19 protein-coding genes are annotated in these 16487 nt (G+C 67.2%); 5 read left to right on the forward strand and 14 right to left on the reverse strand.

The genetic code is table 11. The features are described 5' to 3' along the window. Positions 1 to 6: 6 nt before the first annotated feature. The 4 genes from G6N09_RS12615 to mnhG are packed head-to-tail and all read left to right on the forward strand — an operon-like array spanning position 7 to position 2730. On the forward strand, positions 7 to 1584 hold the full coding sequence (locus G6N09_RS12615) for a Na+/H+ antiporter subunit D (protein ID WP_083025942.1): 1578 nt from the start codon (positions 7 to 9) through the stop codon (positions 1582 to 1584). Further along, positions 1581 to 2108 (forward strand): Na+/H+ antiporter subunit E, encoded by a 528-nt coding sequence (locus tag G6N09_RS12620; protein ID WP_083025855.1) that lies wholly within the window; start codon positions 1581 to 1583, stop codon positions 2106 to 2108. The genes G6N09_RS12615 and G6N09_RS12620 overlap by 4 nt, the downstream gene beginning before the upstream one ends. Continuing rightward, positions 2105 to 2386, forward strand: a complete 282-nt coding sequence (locus G6N09_RS12625) for a monovalent cation/H+ antiporter complex subunit F (protein WP_083025940.1) — start codon at positions 2105 to 2107, stop codon at positions 2384 to 2386. Before G6N09_RS12620 ends, G6N09_RS12625 begins: the two co-directional genes overlap by 4 nt. Beyond that, positions 2383 to 2730, forward strand: coding sequence for a monovalent cation/H(+) antiporter subunit G (mnhG, locus tag G6N09_RS12630; protein WP_046190562.1), 348 nt, complete (start codon positions 2383 to 2385; stop codon positions 2728 to 2730). The genes G6N09_RS12625 and mnhG overlap by 4 nt, the downstream gene beginning before the upstream one ends. On the opposite strand, the gene G6N09_RS12635 is transcribed toward mnhG, so the two are convergent. From G6N09_RS12635 to G6N09_RS12665, 7 genes are all read right to left on the reverse strand, one after another. After that, positions 2715 to 3332 (reverse strand): class I SAM-dependent methyltransferase, encoded by a 618-nt coding sequence (locus G6N09_RS12635; protein ID WP_083025853.1) that lies wholly within the window; start codon positions 3330 to 3332, stop codon positions 2715 to 2717. The two genes, mnhG and G6N09_RS12635, sit on opposite strands and share 16 nt — an antisense overlap. Before the next feature lie 21 nt (positions 3333 to 3353). After that, positions 3354 to 3860, reverse strand: coding sequence for an LpqN/LpqT family lipoprotein (locus tag G6N09_RS12640; RefSeq protein ID WP_163752781.1), 507 nt, complete (start codon positions 3858 to 3860; stop codon positions 3354 to 3356). Positions 3861 to 3870: 10 nt separating this feature from the next. Further along, positions 3871 to 4101 carry a hypothetical protein gene (locus G6N09_RS12645; RefSeq protein WP_083025848.1) on the reverse strand — a complete coding sequence of 77 codons (231 nt, stop codon included), beginning with the start codon at positions 4099 to 4101 and terminating at the stop codon, positions 3871 to 3873. A 68-nt stretch (positions 4102 to 4169) separates the two neighbouring features. Next, on the reverse strand, positions 4170 to 4736 hold the full coding sequence (locus tag G6N09_RS12650; RefSeq protein ID WP_083025846.1) for a hypothetical protein: 567 nt from the start codon (positions 4734 to 4736) through the stop codon (positions 4170 to 4172). Further along, the gene (locus G6N09_RS12655) at positions 4660 to 5520 is read right to left on the reverse strand and encodes a putative alpha/beta hydrolase (protein ID WP_083025844.1); all 861 of its coding nucleotides are present in this window, start codon (positions 5518 to 5520) and stop codon (positions 4660 to 4662) included. The genes G6N09_RS12650 and G6N09_RS12655 overlap by 77 nt, the downstream gene beginning before the upstream one ends. Then, the gene (locus tag G6N09_RS12660) at positions 5517 to 5825 is read right to left on the reverse strand and encodes a DUF2563 family protein (protein ID WP_083025842.1); all 309 of its coding nucleotides are present in this window, start codon (positions 5823 to 5825) and stop codon (positions 5517 to 5519) included. The genes G6N09_RS12655 and G6N09_RS12660 overlap by 4 nt, the downstream gene beginning before the upstream one ends. Positions 5826 to 5934: 109 nt before the next feature. Beyond that, positions 5935 to 6849 carry an oxygenase MpaB family protein gene (locus G6N09_RS12665; RefSeq protein ID WP_083025839.1) on the reverse strand — a complete coding sequence of 305 codons (915 nt, stop codon included), beginning with the start codon at positions 6847 to 6849 and terminating at the stop codon, positions 5935 to 5937. Between the two features lie 68 nt (positions 6850 to 6917). Here G6N09_RS12665 and G6N09_RS12670 point away from each other — a divergent pair, with 68 nt between their 5' ends. Continuing rightward, positions 6918 to 7553: a TetR/AcrR family transcriptional regulator gene (locus G6N09_RS12670; RefSeq protein ID WP_083025837.1), complete on the forward strand. Its 636-nt coding sequence runs from the start codon at positions 6918 to 6920 to the stop codon at positions 7551 to 7553. Positions 7554 to 7577: 24 nt separating this feature from the next. Here the strand turns inward: G6N09_RS12670 and G6N09_RS12675 are convergent, their stop codons facing one another. The 7 genes from G6N09_RS12675 to G6N09_RS12705 all read right to left on the reverse strand — a co-directional run bounded on the left by G6N09_RS12675 (position 7578) and on the right by G6N09_RS12705 (position 16476). Beyond that, on the reverse strand, positions 7578 to 8774 hold the full coding sequence (locus G6N09_RS12675) for a serine hydrolase domain-containing protein (RefSeq protein ID WP_083025835.1): 1197 nt from the start codon (positions 8772 to 8774) through the stop codon (positions 7578 to 7580). Beyond that, positions 8747 to 10213, reverse strand: coding sequence for a biotin carboxylase (locus tag G6N09_RS12680; RefSeq protein WP_083025833.1), 1467 nt, complete (start codon positions 10211 to 10213; stop codon positions 8747 to 8749). The genes G6N09_RS12675 and G6N09_RS12680 overlap by 28 nt, the downstream gene beginning before the upstream one ends. Positions 10214 to 10274: 61 nt before the next feature. Beyond that, a complete protein-coding gene (locus tag G6N09_RS12685; RefSeq protein ID WP_083025830.1) occupies positions 10275 to 10874 on the reverse strand; it encodes a DUF1707 SHOCT-like domain-containing protein in 600 nt (199 codons plus the stop codon). Positions 10875 to 10932: 58 nt separating this feature from the next. Further along, complete coding sequence (locus tag G6N09_RS12690) at positions 10933 to 11721, reverse strand: enoyl-CoA hydratase family protein (RefSeq protein WP_083025828.1); 789 nt, start codon at positions 11719 to 11721, stop codon at positions 10933 to 10935. Beyond that, positions 11721 to 12887 (reverse strand): acyl-CoA dehydrogenase family protein, encoded by a 1167-nt coding sequence (locus G6N09_RS12695; RefSeq protein WP_083025825.1) that lies wholly within the window; start codon positions 12885 to 12887, stop codon positions 11721 to 11723. The genes G6N09_RS12690 and G6N09_RS12695 overlap by 1 nt, the downstream gene beginning before the upstream one ends. Beyond that, entirely contained in the window at positions 12887 to 14872 is a 1986-nt protein-coding gene (locus G6N09_RS12700) for an acetyl/propionyl/methylcrotonyl-CoA carboxylase subunit alpha (protein WP_083025823.1), read from the reverse strand. The genes G6N09_RS12695 and G6N09_RS12700 overlap by 1 nt, the downstream gene beginning before the upstream one ends. Positions 14873 to 14880: 8 nt before the next feature. Next, a complete protein-coding gene (locus G6N09_RS12705; protein WP_083025820.1) occupies positions 14881 to 16476 on the reverse strand; it encodes an acyl-CoA carboxylase subunit beta in 1596 nt (531 codons plus the stop codon). Positions 16477 to 16487: the final 11 nt, after the last annotated feature.

Below are 16487 nucleotides of genomic sequence, written 5' to 3' on the forward strand. Positions count from 1 at the left end.
GTATTGATGCCGCTGCCGGTGCTGCTGCCCACCCTGGGCGCGGCGCTGACCCTGATCGTGGGCCGCCGGCCGCGGCTGCAGCGGCCGATCACCATCGGCGTGCTGTGCGCGGTGGCGGGTGTCAGCGCCACCCTGCTGTACCTGACCGACCGCAACGGGACACTGGTACTGCACGTCGGAGGCTGGGGGCCGACCGAGCGGGGCCTGGGACCGCTGGGCATCAGCCTGGTCGTCGACCGCCTGTCGGCGCTCATGCTGGTGGTGTCTGCGGTGGTGCTGCTGGCCGTCATGGTCTACGCGATCGGGCAGGGTGTTCGCGACGGCGACGATCGTCAGCCGGTATCGATCTTCCTGCCCACCTATCTGACCCTGGCCACCGGTGTGTCCCTGGCGTTTTTGGCCGGCGACCTGTTCAACCTGTTCGTCGGGTTCGAGATGCTGCTGTCGGCGAGTTTCGTGCTGCTGACCATCGGAGCCAGCGCCGAACGGATCCGGGCCGGGATCGGCTACGTGATGGTCTCGATGGCCTCGTCGTTGGTCTTCCTGTTCGGCATCGCGCTGATCTACGCCGCCACCGGCACCCTGAACCTCGCCGAGCTCGCGGTCCGAACCGGCGGCCTGCCCTCCGGCACTCGCAGTGCGCTGTTCGCGGTGTTGCTGGTGGCATTCGGTATCAAGGCCGCGGTGTTCCCGCTGTCGGCCTGGCTGCCCGACGCCTATCCCACCGCGCCTGCGCCCATCACCGCGGTGTTCGCTGGGATCCTGACCAAAGTCGGTGTCTACGCGATCATTCGGGCTCACTCGCTGTTGTTCCCCGACGGTGGACTGGACTCGGTGTTGTTGGTGGCGGCGCTGTTAACCATGCTGGTGGGGATCTTCGGTGCGATCGCGCAGAGCGACATCAAGCGATTGCTGTCGTTCACCCTGGTCAGCCACATCGGCTTCATGATGTTCGGGGTCGCGTTGTCCAGTCAGCTGGGCATGTCGGGTGCGATCTTCTACGTGATGCACCACATCATCGTGATGACCACGCTGTTCCTGGCGGCCGGTCTGATCGAAAGGCAGGGCGGAGCTTCCTCGCTGCACCGGCTGGGTGGTTTGATCGGCAATCCGTTGCTGGCCTTCGTGTTTCTGATCCCGGCGTTCAATCTCGGTGGCATTCCACCCTTTTCAGGATTCATCGGCAAGACCGCCGTCCTGCAGGCCGGTGTCGGAAACGGGTCGGTGCTGGCCTGGCTGCTGGTGGGCGGCGCGGTGGTCACCAGTCTGTTGACGCTGTATGTGCTGGCGCGGGTCTGGACCATGGCGTTCTGGCGGCGCCGGGTCGACGCGCCCGAGGGCGAGCTGGTGCTGGCCGCCCCGCCGGTCTTGCTCGACGACGTCGGTGATATCGCCTACGACGATCGTGATGACGTGGGGAAGATGCCGACGTGGATGGTGGTCCCGACGCTGGCGCTGATCGCGCTGGGCCTATCGCTGAGCGTGCTGGCCGGCCCGATCTTCGCCTACACCCAGCGGGCCGCGGCCGAGGTCCTCGACCGCGGCGAATACATCTCGACCGTGCTGTCGGTGAGTGCACCGTGAGGCCGCTCGCGCTGCGCCTCTTTTCGGTGGCCGCCCTGGCCACCGTGTGGGTGTTGTTATGGGGCCGCGTCACCGTTCCCAACATCATCATGGGTGTGGTGGTCGCGGTGGTGATCACGGTGCTGCTGCCGGTGCCGCCGGTCCCGGTGCAGGGCCGGGTGCATCCGGTGGCACTGGTGCAGTTGATCGGGCTGTTCTGCTGGTACCTGATCGAGTCCAGCATTCAATTGATGTGGCTGGCGATCAGGCCCGGACCACCGCCGCTCACCGGGGTGCTGCGGGTGCCGTTGAGCATCAAATCCGACCTGGTCCTGGTGTTGGCCTCCAGCATCACCACCCTGATCCCCGGGTCGATGGTGCTGGAGATCGACCAGGTGCGCCGGATTCTGTACTGCCATGTCATCGATGTCGGCTCCGCCAAGGCCGTCGAGCGCTTCTATCACCAGGCCGCGCAGGTGGAGCGCCTGTTGATCGCCGCCTTCGAACGCGACGACGAATGGATGCCGGTGGGGGGAACCGCATGAACGTGATCTGGGCGACCGCGGGCGTGCTGTTGGGTGTCGCCGCGGTCATCACCATGTACCGGCTGCTGGCCGGCCCCACCACCCTGGACCGGCTGGTGGCACTGGACACGCTGGCCGCGATGAACATGTGCGGCATCGGAATCTGGGCCGCCGCCAGCCGCGACACCACCGTCACCTACAGCCTCGCGGCGCTGGCCCTGGTGGGCTTCATCGGATCGGTCAGCGTCGCCCGATTCCGGGTGCCCGACGACCGGCGTGACCTGGGGAGGGTGCGGTGATCGTGCTTGACCTGCTCGCAGGTGTGCTGGTACTCGCCGGGTCGGTGCTGGCGTTGACGGCGGCGATCGGGGTGGTGCGCTTCCCCGACACTTTGGCCCGTATGCACTCGGCGACCAAGCCGCAGGTGTTGGGCCTGCTGTTGGTGCTGTTGGGCGTGTTGATCCGGCTGCGCGGCAGCCACGATGCCGGGATGGTGACCGTGAGCATCCTGTTCACGCTGATCACCGCGCCGGTGGTCGCGCACCGGGTGGGCCGCCTCGCCTACCAGGAACAGGACATGACCGAGGTGCTGACGGTCGACGAGCTCGGCGAGCTCAACGAGGACGATCAGCTGCCGCTGTGAGCCGGGCGCAACACCGCGACCAGAAAATCGGAACCGGGGGAGAACGGCCGAAGGTCCCAGGTGGCCAGCAACAGGTCTTCGGCGAATCCGGCCGTTGACGCGTCGGCCAGGAACGACGCGAAATCGTAGTCGCGATCGGCGCCGAAGCCGATCACGGTTCGCCCGTCGTCGGCGCAGTGGGCGCGCAACCGGCGCAAGACCTCGAGGCGGGTGGACGGGGCCACGAACGTCATGACGTTACCGGCCGACACGATGATGTCGAACCGGTCGGCGATACCGCGGGCGGGCAGGTCGAGTTCGGCAAGGTCGGCGACAAGGTAGCGCGGCCCGGGATAGTCCTGCGCAGCCGCGTCGATGAGCTCCGGGTCGACATCGACGCCCACCACATCGTGACCGGCCTGGGCCAGGAGTCCGGCGACCCGGCCCGGGCCACAGCCCGCGTCGAGGATGCGGGCGCCGCGCGCGGCCATGGCATCGATGAAGCGGGCTTCGCCGGCCAGGTCTTTGCCGGCGTGAGCCATCGCGCGGAAGCGCTCGATATACCACTGGGAATGCCCCGGATCGGCGGCGACTTTCTGCATCCAGAGGCTCTGCTCGACCATGAGTGCATTGTCGCAGGGTCGTCAGGGAGTGGGCAGGCGGACTTCCAGCGAATCCAGTAACTGCCGGGTGGCTTCGATGTATTGGGGATTGTCGGCGTCGGTGGTCTGCGTGGTGACGGTGATCGCCCAGATTCGGTTCTGGGCGTTCTGCACCGCGATGAGCAGGCCGGTCGCGGGCCGGCCCTGCAGGTTGTAGGTGATGGTCCTGCTGGCAAAGCCCGACACTGTCCCGGCGATGTCGGTGTCGAGGTCACCGACGATGGCGGCTACCGCGGCGCGCTCCTTGGCCAGGGCCTGTGCCGGCAGGCCTACCTGGCCGGTGAGGTCTTCCAGCGTCACCACCGCGTTCGGGGTGAAGCCGTGCCGTCGCAGGTCCTGGTTGTAGAGCACGCCGCGCACCGGGCCTGCGTCGTTGCCTGGCAGAAACTCCCAACCCGGCGGCTTGGGGAGGGCGATCGTGGGCTCGTCGGGTTCGCGGGGACCCAAGGTGATCGATGCCTCGCCGGGTGGGCGACCGGAATTCTGCACTGTCAACTCCCTATCGCCCGGGCCGCCACAGTTTGCGCAGGTAGACACCGCCGAAGCTGAGGTAGGAAAATATCGCGCCGGCGAAGACCGAACCGATCAGGTCCGTCGTCGCGGGGTTCTTCATCGATCCGTAGATCGCAATCGCAAACAATGTGGTGGACACCATCGGTCCGATAAGCCAAAAGAGCCACTTCGACACCGCGTCCTTGCGGGGGTCCACCGGGACTGCGATCAGAAGCATCACCAGCAGAGCAACCCCGATGATGCCGTTTGCGTTGCTGATGATTGATCTCCTTACCGGTGCGCAACTCAGTCGAACAGGCCATGCCAGACGTCGGAGATTCCCTCGCCCACATTCTTGCCGAACTCGCTGCCGACGAGGCCGCCGACCACTGCCCCGGTGCCGGCGCCGAGGACCGCGCCGATGGCGGTTCCCGGTCCGGGACCGAAGAAGGTGCCGACCACCGCGCCGACCTCCGCGCCGGTCTGGGCTCCCAGTCCGGCCCCCACCAATCCTCCGGTGACATCACCAACGGTCTTCGGGACGACGTCAACGAGGGCGGTACTCAAGGAGGCTCCGTTGTTCACATCGTTCTGAATCTCCATGATCCCGTTCGCGCCGGTGATGACGTTGCCCACGAAACCCAGGCGCTTGCCCAATGTCTCGACGCCCTCCATGGCCTGCGAGACCGGGACGCCCCCGGGAATCGCGGGGCTCGGTGACCCGCCCGGGGCGAATGCCGGGAGGTCCGGGCGAACCCAGGCAGTGTTGCCCTGACCGCCGGCCGCCGCGAGGCCGTCACCGACGTTGCCCCATTTGCCGTCGATCTCGGTGGGTTTGGCCGGGGCCGGTGGCGGACCCGCAGGCCGGGTCATCACCGGGGTACCCGGCGGCACCCACGGCGGGATCGCCCCGGCGTTGCCGATGACGCCCTTGCCCTCGGTCGCAACGCCCCGCACGGCACCGGCGTCGCCGGTGAGTGCAGGAGTGCCGTCGGGGACAGGGGTCTGGGCGCCACCGGCCGCGCCGTTCGCAGGTTCCTTCTCGGCGTCGTAGGCGCTGATCGTGGGGTCGTAGCCGGTGTTGGCTCGTAGGTCGGTGAGCGCCTGACGCAGGGGTCGTGGAATAGCTGCTTCGGGTGAGCGTGAGGTTGTGCAGCGCGGTCGCGGTGTCGGCTTCGGCGAATTGGCGGCACTGCGCGATCGCGGTGTCGTGATTCTGGCCTTGGGCCTCCATCTGGAGGTATTCGCCGAGGAGGTAGTCGTAGATTTTCAGATTGCTGTTGAGGGCCTCGGTGTGCTCCTGCGCGGCGTTACGGGCTTGGGCCAGGGCGGCGGCGATGGTCCCCAGGTCCGCGGCGATCTGGCCGAGCTGCTCGGTGGTGGCATGCAGGCCCTCTTTGACCCGGGCCACCTCGGCGCCGTTGTTGATGGGTTGTTCGCCGTTCTCGCGGTTGTACTGCGCGAAGTGTTCCTGGGCGGTGCGGAAGGTCTGTTCGGCGGCGGTCGCCGAGCCGGCGGCGGAGTGAAACGCCTGAGCCAAGAAATCGATCTGGGTGGGACTGCCGGCCTGCAGACTGTCGTCGACGGCCCACGGATCACCCCCGGCATGCGCGACGAGTTCGTCGACCTGCAGGTGCTGCAGGCTGGGCCGACTCACTGCCGGGGGGCGACGTCTCGCAACACGGTGGCGCTGTGGTTGTCCATCGCGGTGAAGGCTGCGGCGGCGGTACGCACGTTCTCGGCGATCCCGCTGAGGTTGCGGTGGTGGCCCTGCAGGGCGTCACGATGGCCGTCTTTGGCGCGGCCCAACGCGGCGTGGAAACCGTGTGCTTCTTCGAAGTCGCCGAACATCGAGGCCGGCACACCGGCCACATCGAGGCGTTGGGCGCCGGCGTTGGCGTGCCCGCCGGCGTCGTCGGAGACGTTTGCTCCGTTACGCAACACGTGGGGGTTGACGTGCATCGCAGGTCACCTTCCGTCGGCTTCTGTCCAGGTCAGAGCCTACCGACGTGCGTGGAACCGTCAATTCACCTGCGCCCGCCGGTCTACTGACCGGCGCGGACGGTCGGGGTCAGACCAAGGGGCGACCGGCCCGAATGCGCCGGTCCAGGTCCCACAGGATCAGGTTGAACGGGAAGCCCCGCAAGAACTGCGGCAGCACACTGTTGACCCCGCGGATAGCGCCCATCAACCGGTCGAAACGACGCTGTTGGTCGGGGCCCCACGGCAACTGCATCTCGTCGCGGAAACGCTGTGGAAGGAAGCCGGTGGTGATCAGCAGTGCGAGCCGTTCGTTGGCGCGCTGCAGCGGGCCGGGCATCGTCAGGCCTCGCAGCCGGGCCGCCGCGATCGGCGTCAGGTATTCCCGGACCGCGTCATCGATGTGTACCTTCTCCAGCTGTTCGTTCCAGTACTGGTCGAAGGCGGCCCGGTCGGCCGGCCACATGTCCTCGGGCACCTGCAGCATGGTGGCCATGGCCTTGCCCTCATGGTGGTAGTGCCGGTCGGCGTGCTCGTCGTCCATCTCGCCGAGGAAGATCCGGTGGACGTCGACATTGCCTTTGTAGAGGCAGGCTCCCACCCACAACTGCAGGTCACGGTCGAATGCGTTGTACTTCACCGGGCTGTCGGCGGTGGAACGGACTTGCCGGTGGGCGCTGTTGACGGCCTCGCGGAACGCGGCCTTCTGGGTCTCGTTGCCCTGCGTGGAGACCACCAGGTAGGTGAATGTGGTGCGGGCCCGCTTGATCGGATGCAGATCCACCCGGCCGCTTTCGACCTTGCTCTCCATGACGCCGTAGCCCACGCCGGGCCGTGCCAGCTGCATGATCACGTTGGCCGGTCCGGCCAGCAACGCCACGCCCATCATCATGTTGTCGTGGCAGTCGACCTGCGGCAGCCAGGACCGACGCCGTGAAACGGGGTGCTTGGTCAGAGAATCGTTCACCGAACGCTCCACCAGGGGAATCGGCTCGCTGATTGTCATTCCTGCACCTCGCTAATTGTGAGAACGTCGGTTTCCTGATATTGCCCAGCCGCGGGCCTGGTGTCAAGATGGTGAACGTGGTTTCCGCCGTACCCGAGCGCCCCTACCGCGGGGTGCAAGCAGCCGACCGGCTCGCCGAGCGCCGGGAGCGCCTGCTGGAGGCCGGTCTGGACCTGCTGGGTGCCCGCGAATTGATCGAGCTGACCGTCCGCGGGATCTGCCACCGGGCCGGCGTGGCCTCCCGGTACTTCTATGAGAGCTTCGCCGACAAGGACGAGTTCGTGGCCGCAGTCTTCGACCGGGTGGTCGGCGACCTGGCGGCCAGCACCCAGGCCGCTATGGCGGCAGTGCCCTATGCCGAGCAGACCCGGGCGGGGATGGCCCGCCTGGTGGCGGCCATCGCCGGTGACGCCCGGGTCGGCAGGATGCTGTTCAGCACGCAGCTGACCAATGCACTGTTGGTGCGCAAGCGCGCGGAGTCCAGCGCGCTGTTCGCGATGTTGTCCGGGCGACATGTGCAAAACGTCCTGCGAGTGCCGGGCAATGACCGGATCAAGGCGGTGGCCCATTTCGTGGTCGGTGGGGTGGCCCAGACCATCAGCGCCTGGTTGGCCGGCGACGTGCGACTTGCGCCGGAGCAACTGGTGGACCAGCTGACCTCCTTGCTGGGCAAACTTGACGACCCGGCCCTGTTCCGCGGCTAGGCCCGGAGCGGCGCTGCACCGGACTCACCCGTCAAGTGCACTCGCTATGGCAGCGAAGGCGCGCAGCGTGTCCGACATCATCCGCGAGTCCGCGGCATAGGACTGGGTGGACAGCTTGGCGCCGACCATCGCGGCGGCGCGGTCGATGTAGATCAGCTGGCCGCACATGCCTTGGCACAACACCACATTGCTGCCCGGGTAGGGAAACCACACCTGATTGCGGTACATCCCGCCGGGCATTCCGGTGTCATCGGGGCCGGCGGCGAACGCCTGCCGCGAGTCCGGGCCGCCGTCGAGGGTGTCGGCGATCCACGCCGCCGGCACTACCTGGCGGCCCGTCAGGGAGACGCCATCACTCAAGAACACGGAGCCGAACCGGATCAGGTCGGTCAGGCAGGCGCTGATGCCGCCGTCAAAAAAGCCCGTGCCGGCGGCGTCGACGCCGATCGTGGCGTCGCAGCGCGCTCCGATGGGCCCCCACAGCAATTCGGCCATGAGTTGGGGCATCCGCTGCCCCGCGGCGACCTCACAGATCCAGCCGAGTACATCGGTCTCGCATGACCGATACTCGAAAGGGCCGCCGTGCGCCGACTTCTTCCGCAGCGTGAGCAGGAAGTCACGCAGCGTGACGGGGCCGTCTCCTTTTCCCGTCGCCCACCCCATTGCCGCGTCAAGGGCGTGAACCTCCGCGGTCGGGTGCAGGTAGTTGTCGGAGAATGCGATACCCGAGCGCATGTCGAGCAGATGGCGCACTGTTGCGCCCGCGTAGCCACTGTGCGCCAACGCGGGAACGTATGCCGTCACCTGCGCCTCAAGGTCGATGGCCCCGGCCCCGTGTAGCGCACCGACGACGGCCGCCACCATCGACTTGCTCACCGAGAACAGCAGATGCGGGGTCGGTGGCCTGAGTGTGCCGAAGTACTCCTCGGCCGCCAGCGCACCGTGGTGGGCGATGGCCCACCCGTCAGTGGCGGTGGTGGCCATGATCGCGCCCACCGTGGTGGGGGTTCCGTCGGAGGCGGTCACCGGAATCGCGGCCAACTCGGTGCCGGCAGCGGGCAACTGCGCGACGGGACCGGTGCCCCGCGAGATCACCGCGGTGGCCACAAAATCGTGGACATGCTGAAAAGACCATTGCGCGTACGGCTCCGAGAGCCAGTTGTCCAGTGAGATCCCTTCTGGGACTGAGTTTCTCACGCTCGCGCGACGAGCCGGGAGCATATCGGTGCCGCCGGTGTCAGGGGTGTAGAGACAAACTTCGCGCGCATGCCGTTGACCCAGCGCTGACAGCGTTCGGTCAGCCGATAGTCGGCAGTCTGCAGGTGGCCGCGGGTGATGAGTACACCCAGTTGGGCGCCCTCGGAGCGTAGGTCGCCGGGTGCAGCGACGCGCATGTAGAACGCCTCCGACCCGTCGAGCAGGGTGGCCCAGTCGTTCGCGGACCGTGCGAAGGACACCCGGCCGTCGTCGTCGATGCGCCACACCCCGGTGCGCGGCGTCGCGGTGAAGAGTTCGACGTCCGGCGAGGTCTCGTTGATGATCACCTGGCCCCAGACCTCGTCCTCGCCGTAGCCACACTCCCAGCGGGCGTTGATCGCGTCGATGTCCAGCTCGTACTCCACGTCCATGAACTCCAGCAGGTGGAACAGGAACAGCGGCATGTCCGCGTAGGCCTCGGTGGTCAGATTCGTCATCGGGCTCGCCCCGGACAGCCGCGGGTTGACCTCGCCCAGATAAAGCTCACCGGAGTCCAGGTCATGCAGCAGATCCACCTCGAAATAGCCGCGGTAGCCCTCCCTGCTCAGGATGTCGCCCAGTGTGCGCACCATTTCTCGCGCCGTGTGGGTCTGATCCGGCGGGAGCACGTCGCGCCAGATGTCATTGCCGCACCAGGCGCCGCGAACCGGAGTCAGCTCCGAATAGCCGACGAGACTGGTCATCGCGGGCCCGATCACCGTGCCGTGGCGAGTCACCGCGCCTTCGATGCACACCTCGACATTGCGGATGCGCTTCATGACTTTGAATTCCTGTTGCGACCTCAGCTCTGCGGCGTGCTGGTCCCAATCGGACTGGCTGCGCACGAAGAACGTCCCGCTGCCGGCGTTTCCATACGGGATGGAGATAACGAGGTCGTCTCCCAATCCAGCGTCACGCGCGAGTGCCAGCAGGTCGTCGTAGGAGTCGGCTCGCCCCATCGTGTGCGGCACACTGGGCACGCCGGCCGCATCGGCCAGCCGCGTCATGATGGTCTTCGAACCCAGTCGATTGCGCAGCTCCACGCTGGGGTGCATGACCTCCAGGCCGGCCTGGCGTGCGAGCGTCTGCGTCTCTTCTTCCATCATCACGAAGCAGGCCTTGCCGCCGGGGCCCCTGCCCCCGATGAACTCCAGCGTCTCGGGATCCGACAATAGGTGGTTGCACACATCGCCCATGGAATCGAAATCGAGGCGGTCTCGTCGCCGGGGCACAAAGACCCGTGAATGCGTGCCCTCGAAAGAGTCGAAGTAGGTCAGGTAGAAGAAGTTGCGCACCCAGCGGTCGATACCCAGCAGGTTGAATGGCGTGGGCGAGATGAAATACAGCGGAGTGGTGTTCGTGTGAAAAAACGCGCGTACGTCAGACAGACCGCGCAGCACGCGACGCGGTGCGGGTGCATTCATGATCAAAGTGTGCGCCTGCGTCGCCGCGCGCGTCGAAGAATCGGAGCCCCGAAAATATCGGTCAGCCGCGGGGTTTGCGGTTCTTACGCCTGATTCCGACGCCGCCCCACAGTGAGAATCCGCGCACCTTGACCGTGGGAGCGCCCGGGGTCCCCGCGCCCTCGACCTGCTGGTCGAAGCCACCCATCACGCCGTAGCCGTGGATATCGACATTGACCTCGGGCGGCAGCAGGATGGTCTGCCCGCCCATGATCGAGTAGGCGTTGATCTCCACATCCGGTGAGGTGAAGTCGGCGTAGCGCAGATCGATGACCCCGCCGCCCCACAGCGAGAACGTGGTCAGTCTTTTGGGGACGTTCCATCGGCCGCGCCGCTCGAAGGAGCTCATGATCGCCAGCAGCAGGGTGGACGGCGCCGGTTTACAGTCCCCGCCGCGGTGCGGGCAGACCGAGGACCCCGGCAGGTCGGCCCGAAGGCCGTCGAGCTCGTCGTAGGTCTGCGCTGCGTAGGCCTTCGCGAGCCGTGCCTCGTATTCGCTCATCGGGAGTTGACCGTGTGCGACGGCGTCGCCAAGCAGCTGCGCCAACTGGATCCGGTCGGTGTCCGCGGCGCGCGACGGGGTGCCTTCGGTGTCGTCGGCACGCCGGGTTGAGTTCCCCATTTGGGGATACAGCCTACGACTAACCGCAGGAGGCGCAACCCGAGCGGGGAAATTGGCTCTACTCGGCCCAGCGGGGCCGGCGCTTCTGCAGGAAGGCGAGCATGCCTTCACGGGCCTCGTCGGACACGAACATCCGCGCCGAAGCCACGCTCAGCGGCTCCGCGTCCCGATCGAAGCCGGCCAGCACCGCCGCGGTGGTCAGCGCCTTGGACGCTGCCAGGCCCTGCGGAGACCCGAGCCGCATGTCACCGACCAGCGTGGCCACCGCGGCGTCGACATCCGCTGTGTTCTCAACGGCCAGCGTGATCAACCCGATGGCCGCGGCCTCGGCCGCGCCGAACTTCTCACCGGTTAGGTAGTACCGCGCCGCCGCCCTCGGGGACAGCTTGGGCAGCAGGGTCAGCGAGATGATCGACGGCGCCACCCCGATCCTGGCCTCGGTGAGGGCGAAGGTGCTGGCCGGGCCGGCGACCGCGAGATCGCAGGCGCCCACCAGGCCCATGCCGCCGGCCCGCACGTGGCCGTCCACCGCCGCGATCACCGGTCGCGGCGACTCGACAATCGCGCGCAGCAGGGCCGCCAGCTCGCGGGCCCGGTCGGCGGCCAGATCGTTGGGGTCGCCGCCGGTGGCCTCACTGAGGTCCGCCCCGGCGCAGAACGTGTTGCCGGTGTGGCTCAACACCACCACCCGCACGTCCGGGTCGGCCGCGGCGTCGCGCAGACCGGCATGCAGTTGAGCGACCAACTTCGATGACAGCGCGTTGCGATTGTGCGGCGAGTCCAGCGTCAACCGGGCCGAGCCGTCGCCGGTGTGCTCCGGCCCTGTGTAGGTGACCAGCGTGTCCATCAGTACGACCGGGGCAGGCCCAGCGACGTCTGCGCGACGAAGTTGAGGATCATCTCGCGGCTCACCGGCGCGATCCGTGCCAGCCGGGACGCGGTCACCGCGGCGGCGATGCCGTACTCCTTGGTCAGGCCGTTGCCGCCGAGGGACTGCACGGCCTGATCGACCGCGCGGGTCGACGCCTCACCGGCCGCGTACTTGGCCATGTTGGCCGCCTCGGCAGCGCCGAAGTCGTCGCCGGCGTCATAGAGTGTCGCGGCCTTCTGCATCATCAGCTTGGCCAGCTGGATCTCGATGTGGTTCTGGGCCAGCGGATGAGACAGGCCCTGGTGCGCGCCGATCGGGGTCTTCCACACCTGGCGGGTGCTGACGTAGTCGACGGCCTTGCCGATCGCGAAGCGGCCCATGCCCACCGCGCTGGCGGCGCCCATTATCCGCTCCGGGTTGAGTCCGGCGAACAGCTGCGCGATCGCGGCGTCCTCGGAACCCACCAGCGCGTCGGCCGGCAGCCGAACATCGTCGAGGAAGACCTGGAACTGGCGCTCCGGGCTGATGATCTCCATGTCGATCGGGGTCCAGCTCAAACCAGGGGTGTCGGTGGGGATCACGAACAGCGCGGGGCGAAGATTTCCAGTCTTGGCGTCCTCGCTGCGGCCGACCACCAACACCGCCTGAGCCTGGTCGATGCCGGAGATGAAGGTCTTCTGGCCCTTGAGGATCCAGTCGGACCCGTCGCGACGTGCGGTGGTGGTGATCTTGTGCGAGTTCGATCCCGCGTCGGGCTCGGTGATGGCAAACGCCATGGTCAGCGAGCCGTCGGCGATACCGGGAATCCAGCGCTGCTTCTGCTCGTCGGTACCGAACTTGGAGATGATGGTGCCGTTGATGGCGGGGGAGACCACCATCATCAGCAGGGCGCAGCCGTTGGCCGACATCTCTTCCATGACCAGCGACAGTTCGTACATGCCGGCGCCGCCGCCGCCGTACTCTTCGGGCAGGTTGACGCCGATGAAACCGAGTTTGCCGGCTTCGTTCCACAGCTCGTCGGTGTGCTCGCCGGCACGGGCCTTCTCCAGGTAATAGTCCTGGCCGTACTTCGAGGCCATCGCGGCGACGGCCTCGCGCAGCGCGCGCCGTTCGTCGTTCTCGATAAAGCTGGTGTCGCTCATTAGGAATCTCCTTCTGCTTCGGATGCTGTTTCAGGCTTTTCGACCCGCGCCAACACGGCGCCGACCTCAACCTGGTCGCCGGGCTTGACGTCGAGCTGGGTCAGTACCCCATCAGACGGCGCGGTGATGGTGTGCTCCATCTTCATGGCTTCCAGCCAGATCAGCGGCTGGCCTGCGCTCACCTGGTCGCCGACGGCTGCGCCCAGCCGAATCACGTTGCCGGGCATGGGTGCCAACAGTGAACCCTGTGCGACCGCCGATTCGGGGTCTCCGAACCGGGGCAACGCCACCAGGTGGACGCCACCGGATGGGGAGTCGACGTAGATGTCGGCACCGTACCGGGCGACGGTGAAGGTGCGGGCCACGCCGGCCGCGTCGGCCAGCACCACCTGATCCGGTGTGGACGAGATCAGTGTGACGTCACCGTTGACGATCAATCCCGTTCGGGTGAAACGGTATTCGACGCCAATCTCGGCGCCCGAGTCGTCGAGGTAACCCTTGGACTGGAAACCCGAAGCCAGGTTGCGCCATCCGCCGGGGATGGAACCGAAGGCCTGGGCGGTGGACCGGTTGTGCGCGGCGTCGGCAAGGGCGGCCGCGATAGCGCTGTTGTGCACCGTCGTGGCGTCGGCCAGCGGCGTCGACAACTCCGCCAGGCCGTGGGTGTCGAAGAACGCCGTGTCGGTGGCGCCGTCGAGGAAGGCTGGATGGCGCAACACATTGACCAGCAGGTCACGGTTGGTGCGCAGCCCGTGCAGCCGGGTGCGTGCCAATGCGCCGGCCAGCACCGTCGCGGCCTGTCGGCGCGTCGGTGCGTAGCTGATCACCTTGGCCAGCATCGGATCGTAGTGAATGGACACCGTCGACCCGCCGACGATGCCGGAATCCAGCCGGACCCCGGTGCGCCGGGACAGCGTCTCGAACTGCGTCGCCACGCCCGGTACGTCGAGAGCAGCCACGTGCCCGGCCTGCGGTTGCCAGCCCTGCGCGGGGTCCTCCGCGTAGAGGCGCACCTCGATCGAGTGCCCGCGCGCGGCCGGCGGCTCGGCGTCGAGCCGGGCCCCGTCGGCCACTGCGATCTGCAGTTCCACCAGGTCCACGCCGGTGGTCTCCTCGGTGACCGGGTGCTCGACCTGGAGCCGGGTGTTCATCTCCAGGAAGTAGAACTCGCCGGCCTCGTCGGCCAGGAACTCCACGGTTCCCGCGCCGGTGTAGCCGATGGCGGCAGCCGCCAGTCGGGCGGCTTCAAACAGCTTGTCGCGCATCCCGGGGGTGCGCTCCACCAGCGGCGACGGCGCCTCCTCGATGACCTTCTGGTGGCGGCGCTGAATCGAGCACTCGCGCTCACCGACCGCCCACACCGTGCCGTGCTGATCGGCCATCACCTGCACCTCGATGTGGTGCCCGGTAGGCAGATAGCGCTCGCAGAACACCGTCGGGTCACCGAAGGCCGAGGCCGCCTCACGCTGGGCGGCTTCCACTTCGCTTGCCAAGGAAGATAATTCGCTGACCACCCGCATGCCGCGGCCGCCGCCACCCGAGGAGGCTTTCACCAGCACCGGTAGTTGAGCGGCGGTGACGGTAGCCGGGTCGAGCTCCTCGAGAACCGGTACGCCGGCGGCGGCCATCATCTTCTTGGATTCGATCTTGGAGCCCATCGAGGTGACCGCGGCCACCGGCGGCCCGATCCAGGTCAGGCCGGCTGCCTGCACGGCGGCGGCGAAGCCGGCGTTCTCGGAGAGGAATCCGTAGCCCGGATGGATGGCGTCGGCGCCGGCGGCGCGGGCCGCGGCGATGATCGCCTCGGCGGACAGGTAGCTGGTGGTCTCCGGCAGACGCACCTTTGCGTCTGCTTCGGCGACGTGCGGCATGCCGGCGTCGGGGTCGGTGTAGACCGCGACCGTGCCCAGGCCCAGCCGGCGGCAGGTGGCGAAGACCCGGCGGGCGATCTCGCCGCGGTTGGCCACCAAAACAGTGCTGATCATGCGAGTCCTCACATCCGGAAGACGCCGAAGTTCGACGTCCCCTCGATTGGGCCACTGGCTATGGCGGACAAACACATTCCCAAGACGGTGCGGGTGTCGCGGGGATCGATGACACCGTCGTCGTAGAGCATCCCCGACAGCACCATCGGCAGCGACTCGGCTTCGATCTGTCCTTCGACCATGGCGCGCATGGCGGCGTCGGCCTGCTCGTCGACCTGCTGCCCGCGGGCCTCGGTGGCCGCCCGGTTCACGATCGACAGCACGCCCGCGAGCTGGGCCCCACCCATCACCGAGGACTTGGCGGACGGCCAGGCGAACAGAAAACGGGGATCGTAGGCGCGCCCACACATGCCGTAGTGCCCGGCGCCATAGGACGCGCCGAGCAGCAGTGAGATGTGCGGCACCTTCGAGTTGGACACCGCGTTGATCATCATCGACCCGTGCTTGATCATGCCGCCTTCCTCGTAGTCCTTGCCCACCATGTAGCCGGTGGTGTTGTGCAGGAACAACAGTGGCGTATCGGAGCGGTTGGCCAACTGGATGAACTGGGTGGCCTTCTGGGATTCCTCGCTGAACAGCACGCCGCGCGCGTTGGCCAGGATGCCGATCGGATAACCGTGCAGCCGGGCCCAGCCCGTCACCAAGGACGACCCGTAGAGCGGCTTGAACTCGTCGAAATCGGAACCGTCGACGATCCGGGCGATCACCTCGCGCGGATCGAACGGAATGCGCAGGTCGGCGGGCACGATGCCGATCAGCTCTTCGGAGTCGAACAACGGCGCGGTCACCGGCGCGGGCTTGGGGCCCTTCTTGGTCCAGTTCAGCCGGGCCACGATCCGCCGGCCGATCCGCACCGCGTCGAGCTCGTCATTGGCCAGGTAATCGCCCAGACCTGACGTGCGCGAGTGCATCTCGGCGCCACCGAGCGACTCGTCGTCGGACTCCTCGCCGGTGGCCATCTTCACCAACGGAGGCCCGGCCAGGAATACCTTGGACCGCTCTTTGATCATCACCACGTGATCGGACATGCCCGGCACGTAGGCCCCGCCCGCGGTGGAGTTGCCGAACACCAGCGCGATGGTCGGGATACCCGCGGCCGACAGGCGAGTCAGGTCGCGGAACATCTGACCGCCGGGGATGAAGACTTCCTTCTGGGTGGGCAGGTCTGCTCCACCGGATTCCACCAGAGAGATCAGCGGTAGCCGATTCTCCAACGCGATCTTGTTGGCCCGCAGGATCTTGCGCAGCGTCCATGGGTTGGACGTGCCGCCTTTGATGGTCGGGTCATTGGCGATGATCATGCACTCCACGCCTTCGACCGCGCCGATCCCGGTGACTACGCTGGCTCCGACGTGAAAGGCGCTGCCCCAGGCCGCCAGCGGGCACAGCTCCAGGAAGGGTGAATCGGCGTCGACCAGAGCTTCGATGCGCTCCCGGGCGGTGAGCTTGCCGCGGGCGTGGTGGCGCTCGACGTACTTGGGTCCGCCGCCGGCGAGCGCCTTGGCGTGCTCGGCGTCGATCTCGGCGAGCTTGTCGTTCAGCGCCGACGCCGCCTCGGTGTAGGCGGGGGACGTCGGATCGAGAGTGGATTTGAGCGTGGTCATAGCCGCCCCCG

The sequence above is a fragment of the Mycolicibacter minnesotensis genome (genome assembly GCF_010731755.1).
Classification (GTDB): domain Bacteria; phylum Actinomycetota; class Actinomycetes; order Mycobacteriales; family Mycobacteriaceae; genus Mycobacterium; species Mycobacterium minnesotense.